Annotated in this window: 26 protein-coding genes and 1 riboswitch; of the genes, 9 read left to right on the top strand and 17 right to left on the bottom strand. The window is 65.0% G+C overall.

Annotated features, from left to right (window positions below; genetic code table 11):
• Positions 1-39 precede the first annotated feature (39 nt).
• Together QW881_RS26450 and QW881_RS26445 are read left to right on the top strand one after the other, a co-directional pair.
• Positions 40-1,098 carry a polysaccharide deacetylase family protein gene (locus tag QW881_RS26450; RefSeq protein ID WP_315757645.1) on the top strand — a complete coding sequence of 353 codons (1,059 nt, stop codon included), beginning with the start codon at positions 40-42 and terminating at the stop codon, positions 1,096-1,098.
• 116 nt (positions 1,099-1,214) lie between these two features.
• The gene (locus tag QW881_RS26445) at positions 1,215-2,024 is read left to right on the top strand and encodes an SDR family oxidoreductase (RefSeq protein ID WP_315717136.1); all 810 of its coding nucleotides are present in this window, start codon (positions 1,215-1,217) and stop codon (positions 2,022-2,024) included.
• 94 nt (positions 2,025-2,118) lie between these two features.
• Here the strand turns inward: QW881_RS26445 and boxB are convergent, their stop codons facing one another.
• From boxB to QW881_RS26425, 4 genes are all read right to left on the bottom strand, one after another.
• Complete coding sequence (boxB, locus tag QW881_RS26440; RefSeq protein WP_315757646.1) at positions 2,119-3,570, bottom strand: benzoyl-CoA 2,3-epoxidase subunit BoxB; 1,452 nt, start codon at positions 3,568-3,570, stop codon at positions 2,119-2,121.
• A gap of 114 nt (positions 3,571-3,684) precedes the next feature.
• Entirely contained in the window at positions 3,685-5,373 is a 1,689-nt protein-coding gene (gene boxC, locus QW881_RS26435; protein ID WP_315757647.1) for a 2,3-epoxybenzoyl-CoA dihydrolase, read from the bottom strand.
• Positions 5,374-5,468: 95 nt separating this feature from the next.
• Positions 5,469-6,272, bottom strand: a complete 804-nt coding sequence (locus QW881_RS26430) for an alpha/beta hydrolase (protein WP_315757648.1) — start codon at positions 6,270-6,272, stop codon at positions 5,469-5,471.
• 338 nt (positions 6,273-6,610) lie between these two features.
• Positions 6,611-8,146, bottom strand: coding sequence for a benzoate-CoA ligase family protein (locus QW881_RS26425; protein ID WP_315757649.1), 1,536 nt, complete (start codon positions 8,144-8,146; stop codon positions 6,611-6,613).
• Between the two features lie 109 nt (positions 8,147-8,255).
• Here QW881_RS26425 and QW881_RS26420 point away from each other — a divergent pair, with 109 nt between their 5' ends.
• The 3 genes from QW881_RS26420 to QW881_RS26410 all read left to right on the top strand — a co-directional run bounded on the left by QW881_RS26420 (position 8,256) and on the right by QW881_RS26410 (position 9,921).
• Entirely contained in the window at positions 8,256-9,176 is a 921-nt protein-coding gene (locus QW881_RS26420) for a helix-turn-helix transcriptional regulator (RefSeq protein ID WP_315757650.1), read from the top strand.
• A 132-nt stretch (positions 9,177-9,308) separates the two neighbouring features.
• A complete protein-coding gene (locus QW881_RS26415) occupies positions 9,309-9,662 on the top strand; it encodes a PilZ domain-containing protein (RefSeq protein ID WP_315757651.1) in 354 nt (117 codons plus the stop codon).
• 4 nt (positions 9,663-9,666) lie between these two features.
• Positions 9,667-9,921 carry a hypothetical protein gene (locus QW881_RS26410; protein WP_315757652.1) on the top strand — a complete coding sequence of 85 codons (255 nt, stop codon included), beginning with the start codon at positions 9,667-9,669 and terminating at the stop codon, positions 9,919-9,921.
• A 12-nt stretch (positions 9,922-9,933) separates the two neighbouring features.
• Here the strand turns inward: QW881_RS26410 and QW881_RS26405 are convergent, their stop codons facing one another.
• The 5 genes from QW881_RS26405 to QW881_RS26385 form a co-directional block, all read right to left on the bottom strand.
• The gene (locus QW881_RS26405; protein ID WP_315757685.1) at positions 9,934-10,302 is read right to left on the bottom strand and encodes a hypothetical protein; all 369 of its coding nucleotides are present in this window, start codon (positions 10,300-10,302) and stop codon (positions 9,934-9,936) included.
• 122 nt (positions 10,303-10,424) lie between these two features.
• Positions 10,425-11,630, bottom strand: a complete 1,206-nt coding sequence (locus QW881_RS26400; RefSeq protein ID WP_315757653.1) for an agmatinase family protein — start codon at positions 11,628-11,630, stop codon at positions 10,425-10,427.
• Between the two features lie 40 nt (positions 11,631-11,670).
• A complete protein-coding gene (locus QW881_RS26395) occupies positions 11,671-12,444 on the bottom strand; it encodes an ABC transporter ATP-binding protein (protein ID WP_315757654.1) in 774 nt (257 codons plus the stop codon).
• The gene (locus QW881_RS26390; protein ID WP_315757655.1) at positions 12,444-13,265 is read right to left on the bottom strand and encodes an ABC transporter permease; all 822 of its coding nucleotides are present in this window, start codon (positions 13,263-13,265) and stop codon (positions 12,444-12,446) included. The genes QW881_RS26395 and QW881_RS26390 overlap by 1 nt, the downstream gene beginning before the upstream one ends.
• 151 nt (positions 13,266-13,416) lie before the next feature.
• Complete coding sequence (locus QW881_RS26385; RefSeq protein WP_315757656.1) at positions 13,417-14,487, bottom strand: putative urea ABC transporter substrate-binding protein; 1,071 nt, start codon at positions 14,485-14,487, stop codon at positions 13,417-13,419.
• A 74-nt stretch (positions 14,488-14,561) separates the two neighbouring features.
• Positions 14,562-14,663: riboswitch (guanidine-I (ykkC/yxkD leader) on the bottom strand.
• 219 nt (positions 14,664-14,882) lie between these two features.
• On the opposite strand from QW881_RS26385, the gene QW881_RS26380 reads away from it, so the two are divergent.
• Complete coding sequence (locus QW881_RS26380) at positions 14,883-15,218, top strand: hypothetical protein (protein WP_315757657.1); 336 nt, start codon at positions 14,883-14,885, stop codon at positions 15,216-15,218.
• Between the two features lie 344 nt (positions 15,219-15,562).
• Here the strand turns inward: QW881_RS26380 and QW881_RS26375 are convergent, their stop codons facing one another.
• From QW881_RS26375 to QW881_RS26340, 8 genes are all read right to left on the bottom strand, one after another.
• Complete coding sequence (locus tag QW881_RS26375; protein WP_315757686.1) at positions 15,563-16,267, bottom strand: ABC transporter ATP-binding protein; 705 nt, start codon at positions 16,265-16,267, stop codon at positions 15,563-15,565.
• A 16-nt stretch (positions 16,268-16,283) separates the two neighbouring features.
• The gene (locus QW881_RS26370) at positions 16,284-17,054 is read right to left on the bottom strand and encodes an ABC transporter ATP-binding protein (protein WP_315757658.1); all 771 of its coding nucleotides are present in this window, start codon (positions 17,052-17,054) and stop codon (positions 16,284-16,286) included.
• Entirely contained in the window at positions 17,047-17,994 is a 948-nt protein-coding gene (locus QW881_RS26365) for a branched-chain amino acid ABC transporter permease (protein ID WP_315757659.1), read from the bottom strand. Before QW881_RS26365 ends, QW881_RS26370 begins: the two co-directional genes overlap by 8 nt.
• Positions 17,991-18,908 (bottom strand): branched-chain amino acid ABC transporter permease, encoded by a 918-nt coding sequence (locus QW881_RS26360; RefSeq protein ID WP_315740534.1) that lies wholly within the window; start codon positions 18,906-18,908, stop codon positions 17,991-17,993. Before QW881_RS26360 ends, QW881_RS26365 begins: the two co-directional genes overlap by 4 nt.
• Positions 18,909-19,053: 145 nt before the next feature.
• The gene (locus QW881_RS26355) at positions 19,054-20,223 is read right to left on the bottom strand and encodes an ABC transporter substrate-binding protein (protein WP_315757660.1); all 1,170 of its coding nucleotides are present in this window, start codon (positions 20,221-20,223) and stop codon (positions 19,054-19,056) included.
• Positions 20,224-20,484: 261 nt separating this feature from the next.
• On the bottom strand, positions 20,485-21,705 hold the full coding sequence (locus tag QW881_RS26350) for an ABC transporter substrate-binding protein (RefSeq protein WP_315757661.1): 1,221 nt from the start codon (positions 21,703-21,705) through the stop codon (positions 20,485-20,487).
• A 72-nt stretch (positions 21,706-21,777) separates the two neighbouring features.
• Positions 21,778-22,101 carry a 2Fe-2S iron-sulfur cluster-binding protein gene (locus tag QW881_RS26345; RefSeq protein ID WP_315740537.1) on the bottom strand — a complete coding sequence of 108 codons (324 nt, stop codon included), beginning with the start codon at positions 22,099-22,101 and terminating at the stop codon, positions 21,778-21,780.
• An 8-nt stretch (positions 22,102-22,109) separates the two neighbouring features.
• On the bottom strand, positions 22,110-23,333 hold the full coding sequence (locus QW881_RS26340; protein WP_315757662.1) for a cytochrome P450: 1,224 nt from the start codon (positions 23,331-23,333) through the stop codon (positions 22,110-22,112).
• Positions 23,334-23,410: 77 nt separating this feature from the next.
• Between QW881_RS26340 and QW881_RS26335 the strand changes: the two genes are divergently transcribed.
• The 3 genes from QW881_RS26335 to atzF all read left to right on the top strand — a co-directional run bounded on the left by QW881_RS26335 (position 23,411) and on the right by atzF (position 26,837).
• The gene (locus QW881_RS26335; protein WP_315757663.1) at positions 23,411-23,917 is read left to right on the top strand and encodes a MarR family winged helix-turn-helix transcriptional regulator; all 507 of its coding nucleotides are present in this window, start codon (positions 23,411-23,413) and stop codon (positions 23,915-23,917) included.
• Positions 23,918-24,263: 346 nt separating this feature from the next.
• Positions 24,264-24,806, top strand: coding sequence for a DUF805 domain-containing protein (locus tag QW881_RS26330; protein ID WP_315757664.1), 543 nt, complete (start codon positions 24,264-24,266; stop codon positions 24,804-24,806).
• A 243-nt stretch (positions 24,807-25,049) separates the two neighbouring features.
• The gene (gene atzF / locus QW881_RS26325; protein ID WP_315757665.1) at positions 25,050-26,837 is read left to right on the top strand and encodes an allophanate hydrolase; all 1,788 of its coding nucleotides are present in this window, start codon (positions 25,050-25,052) and stop codon (positions 26,835-26,837) included.
• Positions 26,838-26,950 lie beyond the last annotated feature (113 nt).

Below are 26,950 nucleotides of genomic sequence, written 5' to 3'. Positions count from 1 at the left end.
GTAACCTTGTCCCGACACTCACCGGGCCGCATATTTCAGATGAGGCGATTTCGCAAAACCTTTATCCGTGCCGGCCTGGAAGCGCTGTATCTGAGCGGCGCGCATGTCTGGCTGCGCCCGATCTTCTCGGGCGTGGGAGCGATCTATACGCTGCATCATGTGCGGCCGCACCACGACGCCGATTTCCAGCCCAATTGTCACCTCGAGGTCACGCCGGATTTCCTGCGCGAAATGTTGTCGCACCTGCGCGACCACGACATCGAGATCATCACCCTCGACGAGTTGCACAGCCGGCTGGTGGCGAAGGACTTCTCGCGCCGCTTCGCCTGCTTCACCTTCGACGACGGCTATCGCGACAATCGCGACTTCGCGCTGCCTGTCATGCGCGAGTTCGATGCGCCGTTCACCATCTATGTGACGAGCGATTTCGCATCGGGACTGGGCCGGCTCTGGTGGGTGACGCTGGAGCGGCTGGTCGCGAAGGCGCAAACGATCGACATCGAGATCGGCGGGCTGTCGCTGCAGCTCGATGCATCGACGCCGGCAGCCAAATGCGTGACGTTCCAGCGCCTGCACGATTGGCTGCGCGCACTGCCGGGCGAGCACGACGTCCGGCGTGAGATCAGCGCGCTGTGCGCGCGCTACGACGTCGACGAGGCCTCGATCTGCCGTGAGCTCTGCCTGTCCTGGGACGAGCTCCGGGCGCTGTCGACTGAGCCATTGATCTCGATCGGCGCACATTCGATCAGTCACTGCAATCTCGCCAAGCAGACCGAGGAGACGGCGCGCATCGAGATCGCCGACAGCCGTGCTCGGATCGAGAACGAGTTGCAGCGGCCGGTGCTGCACATGGCCTATCCCTACGGCGACCGCGCCGCCGCCTCCCAGCGCGAGTTCGTGCTGGCGGCCGCGAGCGGCTACAAGACCGCCGTCACCACGCGCCCCGGCATGATCTTCGCCGAGAGCGCCGATCATCTCACGGCCCTGTCGCGTGTCTCGCTGAACGGCCACTACCAGGACGCCCGCGTGCTGCCGGTGCTGACCTCGGGCGCGGCCACCGCGATGTGGAACGGCTTCCGCCGCATCGACGCGGCATAGGCCCCGCCATAACGTTCCCCCGATTGAATTGCGGCGATTTCGTGCGACTGCGTCTCACTTGACGTGCTGGCGCGTCCCGCTCACAAGCGCGCATGACATAAGAAAAGGGAGGCTTCATGCTCAGGAACTTGTTCTCACTCGAAGGACGCATCGCGCTCGTCACCGGCGGCTCGCGCGGCATCGGCAAGATGATCGCATCCGGCCTGCTCGCGCATGGCGCGGCGCGGGTCTATATCACCGCGCGCAAGGCCGGGCCCTGCGAGGCGACCGCCAAGGCACTGACGACGGAATATGGCGGCGAATGCGTCGCGCTGCCGATCGACATTTCGACGATGGCCGGCATCGAGACGCTCGCGGGCGAGATCAAGAAGCGCGAGCCCAAGCTCGACATCCTCGTCAACAATGCCGGCGCGGCGTGGGGCGCCGACTTCGACGAATTCCCGGAGAGCGGCTGGGACAAGGTGATGAACCTCAACCTCAAGACGCCGTTCTTCCTGACCAAGGCGCTCGCAGCTCCCTTGCGTGCGGCGGCCAGCGCCGAACGGCCCGCAAAGGTCATCAACATCGCCTCGATCGACGGCATCTTCGTCAACCCGCTCGAGACCTATTCCTACGCGGCGAGCAAGTCCGGCCTGATCCATCTGACGCGGCGCATGGCGGCGAAGCTGATCAAGGACCACATCGTGGTGACCGCGATCGCGCCGGGACCGTTCAAGTCCGACATGAACAAGGCCGCACGCGACAACGCCGACGAGGTCGCCTCGCGCGTGCCCGCCGGGCGCATCGGCACCGACGAGGACATGGCGGGCACAGCGATCTTCCTCGCCTCGCGCGCGGGCGACTACGTGGTGGGGAATACGATCGCGGTCGATGGCGGTATCGTCTACGCAAACCCGGGGATTCCGGGCGCGGGCTGGGATAGCTGAGAAGGGCGAATAGCGAATAGCGAATAGCGAATAGCGAATAGCGAATAGCGCTACTTCCCCTATTCGCTACTCGCAACTCGCTATTCGCCTCTCATCAAGTCTCGATCTTCACGTACTCGAAATCGCCCGGCTTGTTGTCGATGCCGACCTTCGGGGGCGCGATCCACGACGCGTACTCGCCGATCTCGGTGACCGGCTTCATCAATGAGGAGATGTAGGCGCCGTCATCGGTCGAGGGCAGCCAGTCACTCTTGCGCTTGGCCCAGGTCCCCTCGTCGATCAGGATGCCGTCGGGCGTCGCATGGACGTCCTTGAACTCGCCGATGGCGCGGTGGAAGGCCGTATGCGGCAGCTTGAGCTGGAAGTCGTAGCCCGCCGTGCTGATGATCTTGTTCCAGCGCAACAGGCCCTTGACGCAGTCCTGCGAGTAGTCGTCGCGCAGGCGCATGTTGAGCGCGGTCAGCGCCGGCTCGTCGACCCGCTTGATCTCGCCGTCGACCAGCTTGAGCACCGGATAGGTCGCGTTCTTGAGCTGGTGATCGTCCTGGATCTGGGTCTCGTGATAGCGGCCCTTGATGCCGGCATTGAAGGCGTTCGCAGCGTTGGTCGAGACCTCCGAGCCGAACAGGTCGAGCGACAGCGTGTAGTGCAAGTTCAGCTTCTTCTGGATCGTCGGCAAGTCGATGACGCCGAGCGCGCGGACCTTGGCGATGTCGGTGGGATCATCGATGCCGGCGGCGCGCATCGCCTCGACGGTGCGCTGGATGACGCGGCCGACGCCGGTCTCGCCGACGAACATGTGGTGCGCCTCTTCGGTCAGCATGAAGCGGCAGGTGCGCGACAGCGGGTCGAAGCCGGACTGCGCGAGCGAGTGCAGCTGCATCTTGCCGTCGCGGTCGGTGAAGTAGGTGAACATGAAGAACGACAGCCAGTCCGGCGTCTTCTCGTTGAAGGCGCCGAGCATGCGCGGGGAATCCGCGTCGCCCGAGCGGCGGCGCAGCAGCTCGTCGGCCTCCTCACGGCCGTCACGGCCGAAATATTTCTGCAGCAGATAGACCATTGCCCAGAGATGGCGACCCTCCTCGACGTTGACCTGGAACAGATTGCGCATGTCGTAGAGCGACGGCGCGGTCTTGCCGAGGTGGCGCTGCTGCTCGACCGAGGCCGGCTCGGTGTCGCCCTGGATCACGATCAGGCGGCGCATCAGCGCGCGGTATTCGCCGGGAACCTCCTGCCACGCCGGCTCGCCATAGTGCTCGCCGAACGGGATCTTACGATCCTCTTCCTGCGGAGCAAGGAGAATGCCCCAGCGATAGTCCGGCATCTTGACGTAGTCGAACTTGGCCCAGCCGCGCGGATCAACCGAATAGGCCGTACGCAGATACACCAGCGACTGCTGGAAGCCCTCGGGGCCCATGTCATTCCACCAGTCGACATAGCCGGGATGCCAGCCCTCCAGCGCCTTGAGGACCTGACGGTCCTCGGCGAGATTCACGTTGTTCGGAATCTTGGTCGAGTAGTCGACGTTCATGATGTTCATGTTCATGGAGACCTCCCGGGGGCTTTGATCTGTTGGAGGCGAGTAGCGAATGGCGAGTAGCGAATAGAGGTTCCAGACATCCCTCCCTATTCGCTATTCGCCACTCCCTATTCGCTCCCCTTACACGCGCGTCATGTCGTAGTTCGGCCGCTCGCCGGTGCCGTAACGCCGGAGCGCGCCCTCCTCGCCGACCGCGTTGGGGCGCTGGAAGATCCAGTTCTGCCAGGCGGTGAGGCGGGCGAAGATCTTCGATTCCATCGTCTCGGGGCCGGCGAAGCGCAGATTGGCTTCGAGACCCGTGAGGCTGTCCGGCGAGAAGCTGGCGCGCTCCTCAAGGAAGACGCGGATCTCGTCCTCCCAGTCGATGTCGTCGAGCGCGAAGGTGACGAGGCCGAGCTCCTCGGCCTCATCGGCCTCGAGCGGCTTGCCGGTCTGCGCGCGGACACGCTCGAGATCGTTGGGATCAGCGAGGAAGCGCGACTCCAGCCGCGTCAGGCCGTGACTCATCGGATAGGGGCCGAAATTCATCGCCGACAATTCGATCGCCGGCGCCGGACGGTTGTCGCCCTGGATAGTGCCGATCAGCATGTAGGAGCGGTCGGAGGCGAACACGAGCTCGGCGAGTGTGCCGGCGAAGCAGGAGCCGGGTTCGACCAAGGTCACCAGCGTCCGCGACGTGACGTCGATGCGCTTCAGCACCCGCTTCCAATAGTGACGGATCTCGTTGACCAGCCAATGCGCCTTGTTGGCCTCCAGGAAGGCGTCATGGGCCAGCACCTGGGCGCGCTCGCCATGCGACTTGAACACCAGCATGGCGATGCCGAGCTCGTTGATGCGCAGATGCAGGATGGCATCATCCAGCTCGCGCGCAACCTGCAGCGGCCAGAACGATGCGCCCTGCGCGATCATGCCGTCGATGTCGGCGGGCGGCGCGGCTTCGGGGGCCGAGATCGTGATCGTGGCGATGCGGGCGCCGCGATCGATGTCGACGTTGACGAAGCCGTAGCGCACGCTCGACGCATCGATCACGCGCTTGAGCGGCGTGAGCGCAACGCCCTTGCCGCGGCCGTTGCGCTTGGAGGCCGCCGCGAACTCCTTGGCGCGCTCGGCGACCTTGACATCGACCTTGGAGTTCGGCGCGATCTCATCGACCAGTCGCCACTGCACGGCGCGCTTGCCCTTGACGCCCTCTTCCGTCGTGCAGAACGCATCGGCGCGATCGCGGCGCACCTTGCGCTTGTCGACGACGCGCGTCAGGCCGCCGGTGCCCGGCAGCACGGCGAGCAGCGGCACCTCCGGCAGCGACACCGAGGAGGAACCGTCGTCGGCGAGGATGATGTGGTCGGTGGCGAGCGCGAGCTCATAGCCACCGCCGGCCGCTGTGCCGTTCACCACGGTAATGAAGCGCTGGCCGGAATTCTCGCTCGAATCCTCGAAGCCGTTGCGGGTCTCGTTGGTGAACTTGCAGAAGTTCACCTTGTGGGCATGGGTGGCGCCCGCGAGCATGCGGATGTTGGCGCCGGCGCAGAACACACGCGGCTTGGCCGAGCGTAGCACGACCACCTTCACCTCGGGGTGTTCGAAGCGCAGCCGCTGCACGGCGTCCGCCAGCTCGATGTCGACACCTAGATCATAGGAATTGAGCTTGAGCTGGTAGCCCTCGAACAGGCCACCATTCTCGTCGACGTCCATGGCGAGCGTCGCCACCTCGCCGTCGATCGACAGCTTCCAATGCCTGTAGCGGGAGGGATCGGTCTGGAAATCGATGAACGTCTTGCCTCCCGCGAGCACGCGGTCTTCCCCGGCCATGAGTCACCCTTCGTTGGAGTGCTTATCGTTGAGATGCATAATAATTCATGTTCTGACTGACGTCTACGACAAAACGCCGAAACATGCACTTTGTTTCATGTTTGTGATGCCGGGGCCGGCAAGGTCGCGGCCGCGAACTCGGCGATGACCCGCAAGGTGGCGTCAGGCGACTCGCGATGCGGGGAATGGCCGGTGTTGGGCAGCATCGTCACCTCGACCGGGCAGTAGCACTCCTCTTGGATGATCTCGACCTGGCGGATGGTGCCGTACTGGTCGTCGACACCCTGGATCACCGCGACGGGGACGCGGATGTAGGCGAGGTCGCCGGTGATATCCCAGGCCCGAAATGCCGGATCGAGCCAGGCGCCGTTCCAGCCGTAAAACGCGTTGTCGACGTCCTTGTGCCAGCGGCCGAGCTTGGTGCGCAGCTCCGTGGTTTCGTAAGTGGTCTTGATAGCGGCGATCGACGCGACCGAGACGTCCTCGACGACGACATGCGGCGCGATCAGCACGATGCCGTCGAGGCGATGATCGGCGCGGCCGCCGGCGTAGATCGCCGCGATCGAGGCGCCGTCGGAATGGCCGACGAGGAGACCGCGCTGAAAGCCGATCTGATCGAGCAGCTTCGGCAGCACATCGCGGGCCTCGCGTTGCATGTAGTCGAGCGGCCGCGGCAGCATCACCGGGCTTGAGGCGCCGTAGCCGGCGCGCGAATAGGCGAACACGGAGGCGCCGGTGGCGGCTTGGAGCTTGTCGGGAAAATCGCCCCACAGGCCGACCGAGCCGAGGCCCTCATGCAGCAGCACGATGCATGGCGCGTCGGAGGGCTGTGGACCGATCAGGCGATATTCGAGATCGGCGGAATCGATGGTGAGGAAGCCTGGTGGAGCCAGGGTCATCGCGATCTCCGCGCCTGCCGATGACGAACAACACTCGCGCGGCGGGCTCCGTCGTTCCCTCCCCCCTTGTGGGGGAGGGCTAGGGAGGGGGGTAAGCCACACGCACCGGCGCGCGTGGTACCTCCCTCTCCACCTCTCCCCCACAAGGGGGGAGAGAGCCGAGCAGAGTTCGCGGCGATGAGTTGCGTCACCATGCACATATCCCGGCCCGTCATTCCGGACGGCGCAGCGAAGCTGGGCCGATCCGGAATCTCGAGATTGTCTGTCGCTTGATTTCACCCACGTCGAGCTTCCGGGTTCGCGACTGCGTCGCGCGCGGGAATGACAGCCAATGACAGCTAATGCGCCCCCTCACGCAGCTTGAAGCGCTGGATCTTGCCGGTCGCGGTTTTCGGCAGGCTGTCCACCACCTCGATCCAGCGCGGATATTTCCACGGGCCGATCTTCTGCTTGACGTGTTCCTTCAGTGCCTCGTGCAGGGTCGAGCGATCGACGCTCGGGCGCAGCACGACATAGGCCTTCGGCTTCAACAGCCCCTCCGGATCGGCTTCCGGCACCACGGCAGCCTCGAGCACCGAGGGATGCGTGATCAGCGCGCTCTCGACCTCGAACGGCGACACCCAGATGCCGGAGACCTTGAACATGTCGTCGGAGCGGCCGCAGAAGGTGTAGCGCCCATCGGCGTCGCGGACATATTTGTCGCCGGTGCGCGTCCAATAGCCCTCGAAGGTCGAGCGGGTCTTGTGGCGCTGATTCCAGTAGCCCTCACCGGCGGACGGTGCATGCACCAGCATCTCGCCGACCTCGCCGTCCGGCACGTCCTGGCCGGCCTCATTGACAAGACGAACCTGATAGCCCGGCACAGGGCGCCCCGATGAGCCGTATTTGATGTCCCCGGGCACGTTGGACAGGAAGATGTGCAGCAGCTCGGTCGAGCCGACACCATCGAGAATGTCGACGCCGAACCGCGCCTTCCAGGCATTGCCGACCGATTCCGGCAGCGCCTCCCCGGCCGAAGTGCAGATGCGCAGAGCGCTGCCGGCCTTCTCATGGCGCAGCGACTCATCGTGCAGCATCGCGGCGAACAAGGTCGGCACGCCGTAGAAGATGGTCGGATTGTAGCGGTTGAGGAGCTTGAACATCAGCGCCGGCGTCGGGCGCTCGGAGTTGAGGATCGTGGTTGCGCCGACCGACAGCGGGAAGGTCAGCGCATTGCCGAGGCCATAGGCGAAGAACAGCTTTGCGGCTGACAGACAGACATCGCTCTCGCGGATGCCGAGCACTTGGCTGGCATAGGTCTCGGCCGTCGCGGCGAGATTGCCGTGCAGATGGCGCACGCCCTTGGGCATGCCGGTCGAACCTGATGAATACAGCCAGAACGCAGGCTCATCCTCGTGGGTCGCCACCGTGTCGAACTGATCGCTCTCGCGCGCGAGCTCCTCGGTGAGCAGCTTGTGGCCGAAGGCATTGGCGCCGGACACGACGACGCAATCGAGATCCGGCATCCGGCCGACAATGTCCTTCACCACCGGATACAGCGCCTCGGACACGAACAGCACGCGGGCGCGGCAGTCGGCGAGCACATAGGCGTATTGTTCCGAGGTCAGCAGCGTGTTGAGCGGCACCGGGACGACGCCCGCGCGCATCGCGCCGAGAAACACCGCGGGGAAATCCACCGTGTCGAGCATGATCATCGCCACGCGCTCCTCGCGGCGGACGCCAAGGCGGCGCAGCATGTTGGCGACGCGGCAGGTCTGCTGTTGCAGACCGCGATAGGTCAGCTCCGAGACCGTGTCCGTATAGGCGAGCTTGTCGCCGCGGCCCGCCTCGACATTGCGGTCAAGCAACCACGATACCGCATTGTACGACTTCACGGCATTCTCCCCGGATTTTTGAATTATAATTCATACAAGGCCATCAACGTCGCTTGCTGTCAATCCTCCTCGGCATTATGTTTCCTGGTCAAAAGAGTACCTCAGGGATATGACGCCACACAGCGATGCCCCGCGCGACGACGGCCAGTCCGCGGCCGAGACCGATTTCCTCGACCAGCTGGGCCAGCGGGTGCGGCGGATGCGCGGCCTCGCCGGCATGTCTCGCAAGGTGCTGGCCGAGGTCTCCGGGATTTCCGAGCGCTACATCGCCCAACTCGAAAGCGGCAAAGGCAATGTCTCGATCGTGCTGCTGCGCCGGATCGCCAATGCGATCAACGCGCCGCTCGACGACATCATCCCCGGCGGCGAGCCATCGCCAGACTGGCCGGTCATTCGCGATCTCCTGAAGAAAGCGAGCCCGAGCCAGATCGCGGAGGTCAAGGAGCTGCTTGCCGGCGGCGCATCGGCGCCGCTGCGGCGTTCGTTCTCAGGCATTGCGCTGATCGGCCTGCGCGGCGCCGGCAAGTCGACGCTCGGCAAGATGCTGGCGGAGCGGATCGGCTGGAGCTTCGTCGAGCTGAACAAGGAGATCGAGCGGCAGAACGGGCTTTCGGTTGCCGAGATCATCGCGCTCTACGGTCAGGAAGGCTTTCGCCGGATGGAGCAGGCCGCCCTGGTACAACTGCTCGCGCGCAAGGAGCCGATGGTGCTCGCGACCGGCGGCGGCATCGTCTCCGAGCCGGTCACCTTCGACCTGATCCTGACCTCGTTCTACACCATCTGGCTCAAGGCCGAGCCGGAGGAGCACATGGGGCGTGTGCGCAAACAAGGTGACCTGCGCCCGATGGCCGACGACCGCTCGGCGATGGCCGAGCTGCGCAACATCCTGGCGAGCCGCGAGCCGCTGTACGCAAGGGCCAATGCGGTGGTCGATACGGCGGGGCTGTCGGTCGAGGCGGCCGCCGTGCGGCTGAGCGATGCCGTGCAGCCGGTGCTGACTGGCGACGCCCGGATGTTCGCGCGGGCGTGAGACGTCGCGCGACTTCGATCGCGCCGCAAGCGTCCGGTACGCATTAACCACCACCCACATTTCAATACCGGCGAGACTCGCCACACACCCTCCGATTGCTTAATCAATCGTTAAGTCACTGGAGGACGTGGGATGCAAAATCGTCGTCGCGAGGCTCGCCAGCGCGTCTACTATGGCGGCGTGCTGACCTTCAATTCAGGCTGCTCGACGCTGGCCTGCGTCGTGCGCAATTTCAACAACCGCGGCGTCAAGGTCGAGCTCGAGGGCAGCGTGCTGCTGCCGGACCGCGTCGAGATCAGCATCGAACGGCGCGGATGGTCACGACCGGCGCAGATGGTGTGGCGCGACGGCGCGGGCGCCGGCCTCGCCTTCCATCACGACGATGGCGAGGTGATCGATCTCGAAACGGCGCGCGCCTTGCGCCTGCAGGAGCGCGCCAACAGGCAGCTCAAATCGCGCCTCGAGCAATTGCTCTCGGGGCACTGAGCAAATGTCCGAATCCTCGCAAGAGCACGACGACTGGCTGATCGCCTCCGATGCGCCGCCGCCGGTCGCGGCGCGCACCGCCGAGCACCCGCGATCGCACTGGCTCCGGCGCGTCACGCTGCTGCTCGCCGCCCAATATGTCATCGTGCTGGTGATCGGCGTCGCGGCGGCCTCGACCGTGCGCGCATTCGTGCTGCCGGAAGTCACCGGTCGCTTCGAGGCGCTTGCAGCGGCGCTCAAGCGAACGCCACTGCCTTGAGTTCTGAGCTGGTCACTCGATCTCCCGCAGCTCCGCATAGGTCAGCGGCAACAGGCCGGTGCCGTCGAAATAGACAAAGCGCAGCCGGCGGCGGCGTGAGATGAAGTTCGACGGCAGCGGATCGTAGCGGAAGGTGCCGCCGCCGAGATGCGGCGTCAGGCTGCCGACATCGGTCAGCGCGTCGATCTCCACCCGCAGCAGCTTGAGGCTGGCGCCATCGCGCAGGATCTCGAACGGGATGCGCGCCAGCCGCAGGAAGCTGGTCGGATCGGGGGCGGCGATGAAGCCGTCGACGAAGGCGGCCTCGACCTTGTCGAGGTCGGGCTCGGTCACCGCGACCGGCTTGGCGCCCTCCGGCTGGTGCGGCGTCTGCCACTGCACCGGTGCGCGCCCGTGCGCATGGTTGTGCCCGGGGCCGTGCGGCGGATGGTCATGATGATCGTCGTGATCATGCGCGTGGTGATCATGGCCGTGATGGTGGTGATGATGTCGCATCGCGGGCCTCAATAGCTGACCGGCTTGTTGATGATGTGCTTGTGGCTGCCGAGCTTGCCGTGCGCGACCATCGAGCCGAGCGCCTCGACCACGACGCGGACGCCGATCAGCGCGGTGATGTCGGAGGTGTCGTAAGGCGGCGAGACTTCCACCACTTCAAGGCCGCACAGGCCCTCGGCGGCGACGAGACCCAATAACTTCAGCGCCTCACGCGGCAGGAAGCCGCCCGGCTCCGGCCAGCCGGTGCCGGGCACGAAGCCACAGTCGATCGAGTCGACGTCGAACGAGATGTAGACCGCGTCGGCATCCTTCCAGGCCAGCTCCAGCGCGATCTCGGCGGTCTTCTCCAGGCCGATCTTCTCGATGTCGGCGATGGTCAGCACGTTGGTGTTGCGCTTGCGCGCGACCTCGACGCCCTCGCGCGGCACCTGCCAGCCGCCGATGCCGAGCTGCACCAGGTTGGTCGGCGACACGTTCGGCAAATTGGTCGCCCAGTACCAGGGCGTGGTGTGCATGCGCTCGTCGAGATCCTTCTCCTGGATGTCGATATGACGGTCGAAATGGATGATGCCGATGCGCTTGTCGGTACACTGCGCGATGCCGCGCACGCAGGGGAATCCGATCGAATGGTCGCCGCCGAGCATGATCGGCAGCGCTCCGGACGAGAACACATGCGCGACGCCGCGGCTGATCTGGTCGAAGCTCTTTTCCAGATTGGCGGGAATGGTGAAGACATCGCCGGCATCGCACAAGGTCATCTGCTCGCGCAGGTCGACGCCGAGCTCGTAATTGTAGGGCGTGTAGAGCGCGGAGATGCGGCGGATGCCCTGCGGCCCGAAGCGCGTTCCGGGGCGATAGGTGGTACCGGAATCGAAGGGAATGCCGATCACGGCGGCGTCGTATTTGGCGACGTCGCGGACGTTCTCGACATAGGGCGCCTTCATGAAGGTGTTGATCCCGGCGAAATGCGGCAGCTCGCCGCGCGCAAAGGTCGGGATCTCGCGATCGGTCAGGCTGTCGGCGCCGGGCAGGCCCATGTCGAGCGCCCATTGCCGCTCCTTGCGCCAGCCGTTGCTTGGCAATTTGCCCTCGGCCTCCAGCGCCTGCCAGCCTTGGGTGGCCATCTTGTCGAAGTCCGGATGGTGGCGGCGCATGCTCTGGCGCTGCGGCTGCAAGCCGGCACGGCGTGACCTGCGCATGGATGGGAATGACATGAAGACTCTCCTTCGTTTCTTTCGACGTTTCTTGAACTGACTATTGCGCCGCCTGCACGCTGGCGCGGATGAAACCGAGCACGGGCACGGCGCTGTCGCGGGTGAGATCGAGGTCGTAGGTGATGCGCGCGCCGAACCGCTCCGGCGCCTGCGGATCCTTGCGCGGCCGGTCGAGTGCGATCAGCCGCGTGGCGAGGCCGAACGCCTCCTTGATGTCGTGGGTGACCATCACGATGGTCATGTTGTGCTCGCGCCACAGCGGCTTGATCAGCGAATGCATCTGGGCGCGGGTGCCGGGATCGAGCGCGCCGAAGGGCTCATCGAGCAGCAGCACGCGCGGCTGCTTCGCCAGTGCCTGCGCGATCGCCAGGCGCTGCTGCATGCCGCCGGACAACGCGCTTGGATATTTGTCGCGATGCTCGGCCAGGCCGACGGCCTCGATCAGCGCGAGGCTCTTCTCCATCGCCTCCTTGCGCGCCGGCCCGAACAGCCGGGCCGTGAACGGGCTCGCCGCGAGCTCATAGCCGAGCAGCACGTTGCCGAGCACGGTCAGATGCGGAAACACCGAGTAGCGCTGGAACACGATGCCACGGTCCGGCCCCGGCTCGGCCGGGAAAGGCTGGCCGTCGAGCAGCACGGCGCCTTGCGTCGGCTTCTCCTGGCCGAGGATCAGACGCAGAAAGGTGCTCTTGCCCGCGCCTGAGGGACCTACGATCGACAGGAAGGTGCCGGAGGCGATCTCGAGGTTGATGCGTTCGAGCACGACCTGGTTGCCGTACTCGACCCAGACGTTGCGGAACGACAGCGTGCTCATCAGCGCGCTCCCCCGTCATATGCCCAGGGGAACGCGCGCCGGCCGATCCACACCAAGGCCAGGTCGAACAGATAGGCGAGCAGCGTGATCCAGACGACATAGGGCAAGATCACGTCCATCGACAGATAGCGCCTGACCAGGAAGATGCGGTAGCCGAGCCCGACGTCGGAGGCGATGGCCTCCGCCGAGATCAGGAACAGGAACGCCGGGCCGATCATCAGCCGCAGGCACTTGATCAGGCGCGGCATGATCTGCGGCAGCACGACACGGATCGCGACCTGCCAGGTCGAGCCGCCGAGCGTTTGCGCCTTGATCAGCTGCTCGCGCGGCATGGCCTGCACCTCGAGTGAGAGATCGCGCACCAGCGTCGGCGTGACGCCGATGACGATCAACACCACCTTGGACAGTTCGCCGAGACCGAACACGATGAACAGAACCGGCAGCACCGCCATCGGCGGGATCATCGACAGCACCGCGACCAGCGTGCCGAAGCCGGCGCCGGCCACCGGCAGCAATCCGATGGCGAGTCCGAGCACGAGACCGATTGCGGCGGAAATGCCGAGCCCGAGCGCGAGGCGCTGCAGGCTCGCCGCCGTATCGGACCACAGCACGTAGTCGCCGGAGCGGCGATCAGGCTCGGTCGCGAGCCGCTTGGAGGTCGCGAGCATCTCGGAGACCGGCGGCAGCAGCTTGTCGTCGGGATTGTCCGCGCGCCGCTGCGCCGATCCGACCACGTAGATCAGCGCGATCAGCAGGAACGGCAACAGGGCCAGCAACAGCCGGCTGCCCCGGTTCGGAACGACGTTCATGGCACGCGGCATCGACAGACTCCATCATTCCTCATTGAAAGGAGGCGCGCCAGCGCCGTCTCGAACCATGAGGCCCCTATCCGGGCGTCATTCTTCGAGACGCTTGCGCCCGCGCAAGCTCCTCAGGATGAGGGGAGACACTGGTTGCCCGGCGGGAACACGGTCAGAGCTTTCCTTCGGCCGCCATCTTCATGAAGGTCGGATCGAAGCGCAGCTTCACGTTGCTGACCGAGCCCAGCGCCTTCGTTGGCGTGGAGATGCCGACCGCGTCCTTCGACTTCACCTTCTCGCCAAGCAGATTGTGATCGAAACAGAAGGTGCGCACGAGATCCATGATCTTCGGCAGCTCCGGTCCGGTCATGAAGGCGAGCGCGTCCTTCGGCTCATAGTACATGAACGTGGTCTTGAGCTGGGTCTCGAAACCGGCGAGATCGGTGCCCGACAGCTTGGCCATCGCCTCGCGCGCGGCCTTGCCCTTCTCGCTCTGTTCCTTCATCAGCGCGATGGTCTCGTACCAGATGCCGGTCAGCGCCTTGCCGAGCTCGGGATTGTCCTTGAGCGTCGCGCTGTTCACGACCAGGAGATCCTCGATCTCACCGGGGATCTTGCTGGAGTCGAACACCAGCGTCGCACCCGGCTCGGCCTTCACCTCCAGGAGTTGCGGATTCCAGGTCACGACCGCGGTGGTGTCGGGCGACTTCGCAGCGGCGACGATGTCGGCGTCGGAGGTGTTGACGGTCTTGATGTTCTTCTCGGACAGCTTCACGGTCTCGAGGCCGCGCGCCAGCAGATAGTGCGACACCGAGAGCTCGACGAGGTTGACCTTCTGGCCCTTGATGTCGGCCATGGTCTTGCCTTTCTTCAGCACGACACCGTCATTGCCGTTGGAGTAGTCGCCCATGATGATGGCCGACGTGTCGACGCCGCCGGCAGCGGGGATGGTCAGCGCATCCATGTTGGTGACGGTGACGCCGTCGAACTTGCCGGCGGTATACTGGTTGATCGACTCGACGTAGTCGTTGATCTGGGTGACCTTGATCGAGATGCCGTATTTGTCCGCCCATTTCTTGACGATGCCGGACTCGGCCGCATACGGCCACGGCATCCAGCCGACATAGATCGTCCAGGCGATATTGAATTCCTTCTTCTTCTCAGCTGACGCGGGCGACAGCGATGCGGTCGCCAGCGTCGATGCCGCGAGCAGTGCAACAAACAGATTTCGCGCTCTTCCCATGTCCAGTCCCTCATCGGTTTTCTGACCGCGGACTGGCATGAAGAACCTCGTGCCTGCCAAGCGCGGCCACTGAGGTCTCCCGGGTTTTTATCCCGCCGTGCACCAGGGCTCTCCCCTGGCGGCTGCTCTCGGACCAGCATTCTCGATGGAGAACCGGAACCCTAGCTGCCAACTCTGATCAACAAGGGGAGCAATCCGCATGCCAGGAAAAATGCTTGCGATTCAACGGAACCGGCAGCACGCTGTGCTCAAAAATCAGGCACTCAGAATTCTTCTTGGGCGATGTGGCGCATCAGCCGACGCCGGCCATGCAACGACCGCATGAACCGTCCGGTGCGCGGGGGCGACATCATCAGGCAGGCACGTCAGTCGCAGTCGCTTGGAGTATCGTTGATATGATCAGGTCTTCCGGGATCGCATTGGCAACCATTCTGGCTCTTGGCCTTGCCGCCGATGCTGCCTTCGCGCAGAGCCCGCCCGCTCCCGATGCGCCGGCGCAACCTGCTCCCGCCGCAAGCCCCACGCCGACAGCCACTCCCGCACCAGCCGCCTCGACCGAAAACCCCGGCGACGCCAAGCCGGCCAGCGAGGCGGCCGCGCCGAAGAAGAAGCGGACGAGGACCAGCACGCGCAAGGAAGTCGAGGACTCCCTGCGCAGCGGCACGGTGCCGTCGCGCTATCGCAGCCGGGTGCCGAAGGAATACCAGAAGTACATCCCGTTCCATCGCTGAGGTTTAGAGTGGCGGTGTCATTTTCACGATGACTCCGACGATCAGCATGAAGGCGAGACACAGCCCCGTCTCGAGGTCGGAATGAACAGACCAGAAGCCGCGCAGGCCGGCCACGGCTTTCTGTGGTGATTCGATTCGAATACGAGGTGCACGCATTTGTTCAACCTCTGATAAAAGGAAAAACAAACTACTACCCTGGAAAGATAGTCCCGTCCAAGCCGCGCCTCAATGCGAAAAATCAGCGCATATCGGGGCAACTGCCAAAATCTACGCCCCAACGCCCGACGCGATCTTGATTTGAGTCAATCCGCTTCCACGTCGGAATAGCCGGCAGCGCGCCGCCCTCAAATACCCAGATAGCGGTGCTGCAGCTCCGGCTCGGCCATCAGTTGCTCCGACGTGCCATGCCACACGGTGCGGCCACGCTCGATGATGTAGTGGCGGTCGCAGATGCGGGTCAGATGTCCGACGTTCTTGTCGATCACCAGGATCGACTGCCCGCGCGATTTCAGCAGCGACAGGCAGTTCCAGATCTCCTCTCGGATCAGCGGCGCCAGGCCCTCGGTCGCCTCGTCGAGAATGAGGAGTTTCGGGTTGGTCATCAGCGCCCGGCCGATCGCCAGCATCTGCTGCTCGCCGCCGGAGAGCTGGTTGCCCATGTTGCTGCCGCGTTCGGCGAGCCGCGGAAACAACGCGTGGATCTTGTCGAGCGTCCAGGGATCGGACGCGCCGAGCCGGTTGGCCGAGGCCGCCACGAGATTCTCGGTGACGGTCAGATTCGGAAAGATCTGCCGTCCCTCCGGCACCAGGCCGATGCCGAGCTGAGCGATCCTGTAGGACGGCAGCTTTCGCGTCTCCTGACCGCTGAAGCGGATCAGGCCGGCGCGAGCCTGGGTCAGACCCATTATCGAGCGGATCGTGGTGGTCTTGCCCATGCCGTTGCGGCCCATCAGCGAGACCATCTCGCCGGGACGGATCGCCAGCGACAGGCCGAACAAGACCTGGCTCAGGCCGTAACAGGTCTCGATGCCGTCGACCTCGAGCAGCATGGCGCTTGTCCCCAGATCAACCATGGCCGACCACCACATGCTGATCGCCGAGATAGGCGCGCTTGACCTCCTCGTTCTGCCGGATCTCGTCCGGCTTGCCCGAGGCGATGATGCGGCCATAGACGAGGACCGAGATGCGGTCGGCGAGCGCGAACACCGCCTCCATGTCATGCTCGACCAGCACGATCGACACTTCCTTGCGCAGCTCGTTCAGCAGCTTCACCATGCGCTGCGACTCGGTCACCCCCAGGCCGGCCATCGGCTCGTCGAGCAACAGGAGCTGCGGCTTGGTCGCGAGCGCGACCGCGAGCTCCAGCTCGCGCTGCTCGCCATGGCTGAGCTTCGACACCAGCACGTCGGCGCGATGGCCGAGACCGACGCGCTCCAGCGCGGCGTGCGCGGCGGCACGCAGCGGTTTGTCCTTGCGCGCGGCGGCGAAGAAGCGGAACGAATGCTTACCGTCATGAGCTTGCGCCGCAAGCGCGACATTGTCGGCCGCGGTGAAGTCGGTCAGCAGCGAGGTGATCTGGAACGAGCGCGCCAGCCCCAGCGCGCTGCGCTTATAGGCGGGGAAATGCGAGATGTCGCGGCCCCCTAAGAAAATGCGACCCGCATGCGGCGCCAGGTGGCCGGTGAGCTGGCTGATCAGCGTGGTCTTGCCGGCGCCGTTCGGCCCGATGATGGCGTGGATCTCGCCCTTGGCAACGTCGAGACAGACGTGATCGGTGGCGATGATGCCGCCGAAGCGGCGCACGAGATTGTCGACGCGAAGCAGAGGTTCAGCCACGGTTCAACCTCCCGAGCATGCCCATGATGCCGCCGCGGCCGAACAGCACGATCAGGAGCAGCAGCGGCCCCATGATCAGCGCCCAATATTCGGTGATCTGCGACAGCACCTCTTCCAGCACCAGGAACACCACCGAGCCGACGACCGGCCCCATCAGGGTGCCCATGCCGCCGAGGATGACCATCACCATGAGGTCGCCGGAGCGGGTCCAGTACATCACGGCAGGGCTGACGAAATCGGTGTTGTTGGCGAGCAGCGCGCCGGACAGCCCGCACAGCATGCCGGCGATGACGAAGCAGGCTAGCTTGTAGCGCTTCGACGGGAAGCCGATCGCCTGCATGCGCTGCTCGTTGGAACGCAGGCCCTGCAGCACGAGACCAAAGCGCGAATTGACGATGCGCCAGACCAGCACGACGACGGCGAGCAGGCAGAACAGGCAGAGGTAATAAAACTGCACGCGGTTGCCGAGATTGATGAGGCCACCGAAATCGCTGCGCTTGTAGACGGTGAGCCCGTCATCCCCGCCGTAACGGGCGAGGCCGGACGCGACGTAGTAGGCCATCTGCGCAAAGGCCAGCGTGATCATGATGAAATAGACGCCGCGGGTACGCAAGGAGAGCGCGCCGATGACCAGCGCATAGAGCGCCGAAACCGCGATGGCGACCGCGAACTGGGCATAGCCGGAGCCGATGCCCTCCTGCGCCAGGATGCCGACGGCGTAGCCGCCGATGCCGAGATAGGCGGCATGGCCGAAGCTCATCATGCCGCCATAGCCCATGATCAGGTTGAGGCTGACGGCCGCGAGCGCCAGGATCACGATGCGGGTGAACAGCGTGAGGATGAAGATGTTGCCGGAGAGGTTCGAATAGACCGGCAGCAGCACCAGGCCGGCCACGACGATGATGGCCACGAAGGTCGAAACGTTGAGCGAGGATTTCATCTGCGGTTGGCCGGAAACAGACCTTCAGGCCGCGCCACCAGCACGATCGCCATCAGGAGATAGATCAGCATCGACGACATCGCCGGCGCCGCAGTGGAGGCTGCTGCCGAGTTCAGCACCTGGCGCAGCAGATTGGGCAGGAAGGCGCGGCCCATGGTATCGATCAGGCCGATCATGATCGCCGCGATGAAGGCGCCGCGGATCGAGCCGATGCCGCCGATCACGATCACCACGAAGGCGAGAATCAGGATGTTCTCGCCCATGCCGATCTGCACCGTGAGGATCGGCGCCTGCATGAGGCCGGCGAGGCCGGCGAGCGCGGCGCCGAGGCCGAACACCAAGGTGTAGAGCAGCTTGATGTTGATGCCGAGCGCGCCGATCATCTCGCGGTTGGAGGCGCCTGCGCGGATCAGCATGCCGATCCGCGTCCTCATCACGCCGAGATAGAGCAGAAGCGCCACCAGCAACGCCACGACGATGATCGCGAGCCGATAGGCCGGATATTGGATGCCGGGCAGGATCGTGACCGGGAAGGCGAGCCAGGACGGCAGCGGCAGCGCCAGTCCCGCCGGGCCCCAGATCAGCCGGACGGCCTCGTTGAAGAACAGGATCAGGCCGAACGTCGCGAGCACGTGGTCGAGATGGTCGCGCCCATAGAGATGGCGTAGTGCCGTGAATTCGAGCACGATGCCGAGCAGAAGCGTGGCACCGAGCGCCATGACCGCGCCGAGCACGAAGCTGCCGGTCCAGGCCACGAAGGTCGCCGCGAAATAGGCGCCCATCATGTAGAGCGAGCCGTGGGCGAGGTTGACGAGGTCCATGATGCCGAACACCAGCGTCAGGCCGGCGGCCAGCAGGAACAGCAGCAGTCCGAACTGCAGCCCGTTCAGGAATTGTTCGACGACGAGAAGCATGCCCCTCACTTCACGCTCAAAAAGACGGCGGCAGAACCCGTTCCAGGCGCTGCCGCCATGTCCGTCCCGATCTTAGGCCGGAGATGTTTTAAGCTTCAAGCAAATTCCAGGCCTGTTTCGTCCCCTGGCTCGGAATTCTTTCCGCTCACTTCATCGGGCACTTGTCGTGGAAGCGGTCCTGGTCGTTCTCGACGATGGTGGCAACCGTCTTCAGCGACAGCTGGCCGTCGGCGTCCTTGACCACGTCCTGCAGGTAGAAGTTCTGGATCGGGATGTGGTTGTTGCCGAACTTGAAGGAGCCGCGCAGCGACTTGAAGTTGGCCTTCTCCATCTCGGCCTTCATCGCGTCCTTCTTGGACGTGTCGCCCTTGACCGCAACCACGGCGCTGTTGATCAGCTGGGCCGCATCATAGGCCTGGGCGCCGTAATAGGTCGGACGCAGGCCGGTGTATTTCTTGCGGTAGTCGGCGACGAACTTCTTGTTCTGCTCGTTCGGCAGGTCGTTGACCCATTCCTGGGCGCCGGGCACGCCGATCGCATTGTCCTTCTGCAGCGGCAGCGACAATTCGTCGACGGTGAAGGCGGTGTAGAGCGGCATCTTCTCCTTGAGGCCGGCCTGCGAATATTGATTGAGGAATTGCACGCCGGCAGCGCCGGGATAGAACACGAAGATGGATTCGGCGCCCGAGGCGCGCGCCTTGGAGAGCTCGGCGGAAAAGTCGAGCTGGCTCGGCCACACCGTGTATTCCTCACCGACGACCTGGCCCTTGAAGGTGCTCTTCACGCCCGCCAGCATGTCCTTGCCGGCCGCATAGTTCGGGCCGATCAGGAAAACCGACTTGACGCCCTTCTGGTTCATGTAGAGGCCCATCGCGGCCGGCGTCTGGTCGTTCTGCCAGGAGGTCGAGAACACGTAAGGCGAGCACAATTCGCCGGCGAGCTGGGACGGGCCGGCATTGGCCGAGATCAGAAAGGTCTGGGAATCCACCGCGGTCTTCAGCGACGCCAGCAGCACGTTCGACCAGATGTAGCCGACGATGAAGTCGACCTTGTCGGACTGCACCAGCTTCTCGGTCTTCTGCTTGCCGACGTCAGGCTTCTGCTGGTCGTCCTCGTAGATCACCTCGACCGGCTTGCCGTCGATCTTGCGGCCGAGATGGTCGAGCGCGAGTTCGAACGAGTTGCGCATGTCGTTGCCGATCACCGCGGTCGGGCCGCTGAACGTCGAGACGAAGCCGATCTTGATGGTGTCGCCGGCAAAAGCCGTGCTCGAAAACAGCAGCGCCGCGGCGCCTGCCAGCCAGAACCTCTTCATGGTCTTCCCTCCCCTCAAGCAAATCGTTCTTATCGTTGTTTCGTCGCCGGCACGCAGTAGCACGACCAGCGGCGGCGTTTCGCCGCAGCATCCGTCGCGCGGTGCTCATCCTGCGCGCCGTCGATCCATGCACCATAATTCCCGGAAACGGACAAAGGCAAGAACTATAGTGCCTGTTAAGGATACCGCAGCACAGCAGAACCGGCCGCGTCAGCCTGACACGGCCGGCTGCGATACTCTCGGTATCACTCGCAACGAGCGTCACTTCACCAGCGCGCAACCACCGTCCGCAATCGGCCGGAACGCCTGCTCGGCCGGAATCGTCGAGACCAGACGATAGTAGTCGTAAGGATATTTCGACTCCTCCGGCTTCTTGACCTCGAACAGATACATCGGGTGGATCACGCGGCCGTCGGCCCGGATCGTCACATCGCCGAACAGCTTGTCCTTGCCCTTCACCGTCTTCATCTGCGGCACGACGTCCTTGGCATCATCGCTGCCGGTGGCAGCGACCGCGTTGAGATAGGCAAGCGTCGAGGCATAGACGCCGGCCTGGTTGCCGCTCGGCATCTTGCCGTTCATGCCGGGGCGCGCCGCGAAACGCTTGGCGAAAGCGCGGGTGTCGTCGTCCATGTCCCAGTAGAAGGCCTCGAGCAGTTGCAGGCCCTGCGCCGCCTTCAGGCCCATGCCATGGATGTCGTTGATGAACAGCAGGAACGCGACCAGCGACTGGCCGCCCTGCTGGATGCCGAACTCGGACGCCTGCTTGACCGCATTGATGGTGTCGCCGCCGGCATTCGCCAGCCCGATCACCTTGGCCTTCGAGCCCTGCGCCTGCAGCAGGAACGAGGCGAAGTCCGTCGTGCCGAGCGGATGCTTGGCCGAGCCGAGCACCTTGCCGCCGTGCTTCTCGATGTAGTTGGTGGCCTCCGCCTCGATGCCCTGGCCGAGCGCGTAGTTGACCGTGATGAAGTACCAGTCCTTGCCGCCGCGGCCCATCATCGCAGCCGCCGTGGTGTTGCCGGTCGCCCAGGCGTCGTTGACCCACTGAATGGTGTTCGGCGAGCACGCCTTGCCGGTCAGATCGGAGCTCGCGGTCGACGACGCCAGGAACGTCATCCGGCTGTTGCGCAGCAGCTCGTTGACGGTGAGGCCCACGGCCGAGTTGGGCACGTCGACGACGGCATCGACCTTGTCGACATCGAGCCATTTGCGCGTGATCGCCGAGCCGACATCGGCCTTGTTCTGGTGATCGGCATAGACGATCTCGACCTTGATGCCTTTACCGCCGCCGTTGAAATCCTCCGCCGCCATGCGCGCGGCCTCAACCGAGCCCATGCCGTTGGTGTCCTGGAAGATGCCGGAGATGTCGTTGAGCACGCCGACGCGTACGACATTGTCCGAGATCTCGCCGGCCCGCGCCGCGCCTGCAAGGCAGAATATTGCGACCAGCGCCAGCGAGCACGAATTGAGCTGCTTCATGATGTCCTTCCCCGTGTGTGTTGCTTGTTTGATTGTTGTCGTTGCGACTGGAGATCGTCTCCAGTTGCGAAATCAGCTCTGCCGATCCGGAATGCGCACCACCAGTCCGGCCAGCGCCGGCTGCACCTTGATCTGGCAGGACAGCCGGCTGTTCGGCCGCCGCTCGGCTGCGGTGCCGTCCAACAGCGCATCCTCATCGTCGGACACGGGATCGAGCTTGCCGGTCCAGGCGCCGTCGACATAGACGTGGCAGGTGGCGCAGACGGCGTTGCCGCCGCATTCGGCGACGATGCCGTCGATGCCGTGGGTCAGCGCCGCCAGCATGACGCTGGCGCCGTCCTCGGCCTCCACGCTTTCGCTGCGGTTGTCGGGATGTATGAAGGTGATCGTGGTCATGGTACAGCTCAGGCTGGAGTAAAGGTGACCGGCAGGCTCTCCAGCCCGCGCAGCGTGTTGTTGTAGCGGCGCTTCGGCTCGCCGCTCATCGTGACGCTCCCGACCTTGCGGGCGAGCGCCGTCAGCACCGCCTCGCCTTCGAGCCGCGCGACGAGTTGGCCGACGCACATGTGGATGCCCGAGCCGAAGCCGACATGACCTGAGACTTTTCGGGTGATGTCGTAGCTGTCCGGCTGCTCCCAGCGGCGCGGGTCGCGATTGGCGCTACCTAAGAACATCAGCACCTTCTCGCCCTCGGGAATCGTGACGCCGCCGAGTTCGACGTCACGCGTGGTGGTGCGGAAGAAGGTCTGCACCGGGCTTTCGAACCGCACGGCCTCCTCGAACGCGTTGCGCGCCAGCGACGGATCGGCGCGCAGCCGCGCCCATTGATCGGGGAAGCGCGCCAGGCAATACACCGCGGCGCCGATGCCATAGACGGTGGTGTCGAGGCCGGCCGACAGCAGCGAGCGCACCAGCAACGGCGCCTCAGCCGGCGTGATCTCGCCGCTGTCGCTGAAGGCATGGATGCAGGCGCCGAAGCCGCCGGGCGTGAGATTGTCGCGCTGGCACTGCTCCGTGACATAGGCCTGGTGCGGCGCTGAGCGCTCGATCGCCTGCTGGCGCAGCTCATTCGGCGGGCCGAATGCGTTGAACACCAGGCTCGCATAGGGAATGAGATGCTCGCGCCCCTCCGGCTTCAGCCCGAGCGCATCGGGAAACACCGACAGCGGATAAGCCTCGGCGAGATCGGGGATGGCGTCGAACGAGCCCCGGCCTACAAGCTCGTCGATCTTGGCCTCGGCCGCCGCCATGAAGCCGTCGCGCAGCCGCTTCATGACGGCCGGCGACAGCACCTTGCTCAGCACGGCGCGGGTGCGCGTATGCGCCGGCGGATCCGCCTCGAGGATCAGGCTCGGCGGCCGCCACGGCTTCTCCTTGGCGAAGTCGCTCAAGCCCACGCCGCGGCTGGAGCAGAACGTCTGGGGATCGTTGAGGACGGCATAGACCTCGGCGTAGCGGGCGACGCCGTAGACGTTCCACGCGTCCAGATGGACGACAGGGCCGGCCTCGCGCATCTCCTGATGCGCTGGATAGGGATCGTCGAAGAATTCATACGAGAACGGGTCGATGGCGAGGTGCGGGATGACCGGCGCCACGCCGGCAGCGGGGGAAAGACCTGTTGGGTTCATGCGGAGCTCCCGAAGTTTGGCCTTGTCATGCGGCTTTTCGTATCCGTATGAGTGGCGATGCATGGACGTTGGGGATCATGAGCGAGAAATCCGGGACGCCGCGCAAGGCGCAGCCGCGCGAAGCTGAGGGGCAAGGCCTCACGCTCGATCTCGACCGCTATGTGCCGGCCTTCATCACCTTCATCGCCAACAAGCTGTCGAACAGCGCCACCGCGTTCTATCAGCGCAATTTCGGCGTCAACGTCACCGAATGGCGTATCATGTCGCTGCTGGCGATCGAGCCGGGCATCCCGGCCTCGCGCATCTGCAGCGTGATCGGCTTCGACAAGGGGCCGGTCAGCCGTACGCTGGCGCTGATGAAGGGCCGCGGCCTGATCGTGATCCGCAACGATCCGGAGGACGGCCGCAGCCATTCGATCTCGCTGACGGCCAAGGGCCGCGCGACGCACGACAAGGTCATCATCGCCGCGCTGGAACGCGAGCGGCGTCTGCTCGCCTGTCTCGACAAGGATGAGCGGGAAGTCCTGATCACGCTGCTGCGCCGAATCCACGACAATCTCGACGCCGTCACGGGCGCGAGCTGAGCCACTCAGGCAGGCGCCGCCGAACGGCTGACCCGTCCGCTGCGGCAATCTGTTGGCGCGCGCGCAAGCGGCCGCGCCTGCGGCGAGCAGGCTGCGCATGACGTTCCCGTCCCTTCTTCGAGACGCGGATCATCCCGCGCCTCCATTGCTGATCGGGTCGATCGTTCCACATATTAGTTGCTTTAGCAACGATATATTTTCGGCCGCATGAGATCCCGCAGCGCGAAAGCGCCGTCGCACTCGATCCTTCAAATTCTAGCTATCGGCGAAGGCGCGCGGCAATTTCGCCCTGATATGCCGTGTCGGCTGCGCTCCCGATTGCGGCGTGGCCTGCGGGGAGAGGCGGATGTTGGGGTTCATTTTCGGTTTCAATGCGCGTCTCGGCCGTCTGCAATATTTTCTCGCCTCGCTCGGTCTTGCGCTGGTTTCGGTGGTCCTGATCGTGGTCGTGGCCGTCGGTCTTGCCGCCCTCGCCCCTCAGAAGTCGGAGCTGACGGTGAGCTTGCCGATCGTGGTGCTGATCGGCCTGTGCCTGGTGGCGAACCTGATGCTGCAGGCGATGCGCTTTCGCGACATCGGCTGGGACCCGGTCTGTGTGATCCCGGCCTGGATCGCCGTCATGGTGCTGGACTACGTGATCGCCGGCCGGTTTCCCGAATACGCGGCGACATCATCGCACCACGGCACATGGGTTGGCGCCCTGGTCAATCTCGGCCTAAGCGTTGCGCTGCTGTTCTTCCCCAGCGGGGCTGACGACGCGCCATCGTCGGGAGCTACCGTGGGTCGCCCGCCGTCCGCATCGTTCCGGACGGCCCGTGGCGCCGGCTCGGCCACCGAGGCACGGCTCGCGCGCATCACCGGCGGGGAGGCCGAGCGGCGCGGGTACTAGGCGGCGGCGCCAAGCCTGCTCAGAAATTAGGCAAATCGCCTTCGGCAACCACATCCGAATGCCCGACGGCCTGCCGGACGGCGCACCAACCCACTGACTTTCAAGATTTTTCCTTATCAGGCCCGCATCCCCGCCGTGTACACAATGGCACATGGCTTGCTACGTTCGCAGCCGGATTGGCGAAGCGGAGCGCAAGGAAATGGCAGGCCAGAGTTTGGGCTCGGACGAGACGCGGAGCGCCGCGTGACCGAGACCATTGCCGAGATCGTCGCCGCCCATCGCGCCGGCCTGACAACGCCAAGCGACACGATCGCGCGCTGCTACGCCCGGATTCGCGCGCACAACGACCCCGCCATCTTCATCAGCCTGCGCGGCGAGAAGGACGCGCTCGCGGAGGCCGAAACCCTCGCCGACAGGGACAGATCGTTGCCGCTCTACGGCGTGCCCGTTGCGGTGAAGGACAACATCGACGTGGCGGGCCTCCCGACCACCGCCGGCTGCCCGGCCTTCGCCTATACGCCATCTCGTGATTCCACCGCGGTGGCGCGGCTGCGCGCCGCCGGCGCCATCATCATCGGCAAGACCAATCTCGACCAGTTCGCCACCGGCCTCGTCGGCGTGCGCTCGCCCTATGGCATTCCGAAAAATCCGGTGCGCGCCGATCTCGTTCCGGGCGGATCGAGCTCGGGCTCGGCGGTCGCCGTCTCCGCGGGTCTCGTGCCGCTCGCGCTCGGGACGGATACTGCGGGCTCCGGCCGCGTGCCGGCGATGCTCAACAACATCGTCGGCCTGAAGCCGAGCCTCGGCATGATCTCGACCTCCGGCCTGGTGCCGGCCTGCCGCACGCTCGACTGCATCTCGGTGTTCTCGCTGACGGTCGACGACGCCGTCGCAGCGCTCTCGGTGCTGGCGGCGCCGGATCCGCTCGATCCGTTCTCGCGCGGCCGGCCGCTTGGGGCCGTGACGGCATTTCCCGAGGGCGTGAAGCTCGGCATTCCCCGCCCCGGGCAATTGATCTTCTTCGGCGACAAGGCAGCGGACGCCGCCTATGGCGCTGCGGCCGCGCGCTTCGTCAAGCTCGGCGCCGAGTTGGTCGAATTCGACCTCGAGCCGTTCTACGAGACCGCGCGGCTGCTCTATGAAGGCCCCTGGGTCGCCGAGCGCTATCTCGTGATCCGCGATCTCCTCGCCTCCGATCCCGATGCGATCCACCCCGTGACGCGCGAGATCACCATCGGCGGCGCGCGCGGCAGCGCCGCTGATACCTTTGCTGCGCTGTACCGCCTGCAGGCCCTGCGCAAGGTCGCCGAGCGCACCTTCTCAGGCCTTGATGCGCTGGTGCTGCCAACGGCGCCGACCGCCTATACGACGGCGGACGTGCTCGCCAACCCGATCGAGCTCAACAGCCGGCTCGGCACCTATACCAACTTCGTCAACCTGCTGGACCTGTGCGGGCTGGCAGTGCCGGCAGCGATGCGTGGCGACGGCATTCCGTTCGGCATCACGCTGCTGGCGCCAGCCGGGCGCGATGCGGCGCTCGCCAGTCTCGGCCGCGCCTTCCATACCGACACGGCGCTGCCGGTCGGCGCCCAGCCGGTCCCGCTGCCGCCGCTCGCGCCCGTGTCGCCGTCACTGCATGGCGACGAGATCGCCATCGTCGTCGTCGGCGCGCATCTCTCAGGGATGGCGCTCAATCACGAGCTGACCGCTCTCGGCGGCCGCCTGCTGGAAGCAACGACCACCGCGCCTGACTACAAGCTCTACGCGCTGTCGACCACGCCGCCCAAGCCCGGCATGCTGCGGATCGACGACGGCCAGGGCACGGCAATGGCCGTCGAGCTCTGGGCGCTGTCGGCGGCGAGCTTCGGCAAATTCGTCAACCTGATTCCGCCGCCGCTGTCGGTCGGCACCATCCGCTTGGCGGACGGCCGCACCGCCAAGGGCTTCCTCGTCGAGCCGGCCGCGCTCGATGGCGCCCGCGACATCTCGGAGTTCGGCGGCTGGCGAGCGTATATGGCGCAGAAGGGCTGATCTATTTCGCGCGTCATGATTACGTGCGCTGCCGTAGCGTAGGCAAAGGCGCGCCCGTACTGTCCCAACGAGCGAGATCGCGGTGGCGCCGTGCCCACCGTTTCGCCGCGGAG

It is taken from the genome of Bradyrhizobium sp. SZCCHNS3016, assembly GCF_032484535.1.
In the GTDB taxonomy this organism is placed as follows: Bacteria; Pseudomonadota; Alphaproteobacteria; order Rhizobiales; family Xanthobacteraceae; genus Bradyrhizobium.
This window is presented reverse-complemented; position numbering and strand designations above follow the sequence as displayed.